We start from the raw sequence: 1,829 nt of genomic DNA on the forward strand, positions 1-1,829 counted from the left end.
TTCGACAGGCCGGCCGAGTTCGTGACGAACGAGGTTCATCAGGTCGGCGCTGTCTTCCCGGTCATGGATCGTGAAGTCGACGTTGAGACCGATCTGCTCGGCATACATCCGGAGCAGTCGTGCGCCGATCCCGTGGAACGTGCCCGACCAGGCCAGCGCATCGGTCATGATCGCCGCGTTGTCGCCGAGCACCTGCCGACAGATGCGTTCGACACGCCGCGCCATTTCCGATGCGGCTCGTCGCGAAAAGGTCATCAGCAGGATACGCCGCGGATCGGCCCCGTTGACGATCAGATGTGCAACCCGATGCGCCAGGGTGTTGGTCTTGCCGGATCCGGCTCCTGCGATGATCAGCAGTGGGCCGCCAAGTGCCCCATCGGATAGTCCAACACCGTGCTCGACTGCCTCGCGCTGGCGGTCGTTCAATTTCTCCAGATAGGTCGCGCTCATTTGTCCCCACGCGGATAAGAAAAAATTCCTGTTCTCTACCTCTGCCGTATCTATCTGACGGACTTGGCAAATCAGCGAGCGGTCGGCTGCCAACGACGTCGAATGCCACGTTCGGCGAGCGCAGGCCCGATTGACTCGCACGGGCTGTCGGAACAAAAACGGAACGTATCAGTTCCGATCCACGCTGAAAACCCCAGGGAGCCTTTATAGCCCCGTGACGCTGGCTATGATCGCGTGCGCTTTCTGCTTGACGATGGGGCGGGGGCTTCGTCCCCACTTGCCCCACACGCTACCAACCGTCTTCCGGCTTGTGCTCCAAGCACCATCAGTCTGTCACACCCTTGCCGCGGTCGTAGCGGAAATTTCCCCAGTTCTTACAGCCGGCTTCGGGCCAAGAGCGGTTGCGAAGACGGCCTTGATCGAGGACAGCCGTTTCGTCCGTCTCCGCGCGGCCTACGACAGTTTGGGAGCGTCTGGCGCAGCGATCACGTATGAAAACGGTGTGCCTCAGCCGGTTGCAGCCAATACTGATCGCTTCGCGTTGTGGAGCCAGGGCTTCGGCTCCTGGGGCCATACGAATGGCGACGGCAATGCCGCGCGACTCAATCGCAAGACCGGCGGCTTCTTCCTCGGTGCAGACGCCCCGGTGTTCGATACCTGGCGCTTCGGCGCGGTCGCGGGCTACAGCCACACCAGCTTCGATGCGAAGGATCGGCATTCTTCCGGTTCGAGCGATAGCTACCATCTCGGCCTTTATAGCGGCACGGCCTGGGGCGATCTCGCCTTCCGCACTGCCGCGGCCTATACGTGGCATGACATCTCGACCTCGCGGAATGAGCCTCAAGGGCGACGACAACGCCGGCACCGCGCAGGTCTTCGGCGAACTGGCCTATGGCTTCAGTATGGGTGCAGCCCGTTTCGAGCCGTTTGCCAATCTTGCCTATGTAAACTTGCACACGGACGGTTTCCGCGAGGCGGGCGGTGCAGCGGCGCTCACCAGCGCCTCTGCCAACACCGATACGACCTTCACGAGCTCGGCTGGCGAGCTTCTGGAAAGCCAGAGCTCATCGTCTTCGATGTCTGGGCAGTCCTTCTTCGCGAAGCTTTCGCCAGGACTGATCGAACGAAGTATGTTGTCGTTGAGCCAACAAGCCACCAATCATCGACGTCCGCGTGTTCAATCGCTTTGCAAAGGGATACACAGCGCTCACTTACAGCAGGTTTACGTGACAAAACCGTTCGCAAGTTAATCATGCGCGGTCGTTGAAGGTTTGGAGTCTCACGGAGTGGCAGGAGCAATGGACGATCTTGAAGTTGGTTACGACATCCCGGCCGCCATCGGGGATTCTCTCGATGATGTACAGACACCGGCTCTGATC

The 1,829-nt window shown here is 60.3% G+C and carries 1 protein-coding gene and 1 pseudogene; one reads left to right on the plus strand and one right to left on the minus strand.

The annotated features are described in order from the left end of the window. Positions 1–450: UvrD-helicase domain-containing protein (locus AC1DDS_RS25690; protein ID WP_477481429.1), on the minus strand; the 450-nt coding region annotated here is incomplete at its 3' end. A gap of 253 nt (positions 451–703) precedes the next feature. Here AC1DDS_RS25690 and AC1DDS_RS25695 point away from each other — a divergent pair. Further along, positions 704–1,700, plus strand: a pseudogene (locus AC1DDS_RS25695) (autotransporter outer membrane beta-barrel domain-containing protein). Positions 1,701–1,829: the final 129 nt, after the last annotated feature.

This window comes from Mycoplana sp. 10N416 (assembly GCF_056394765.1).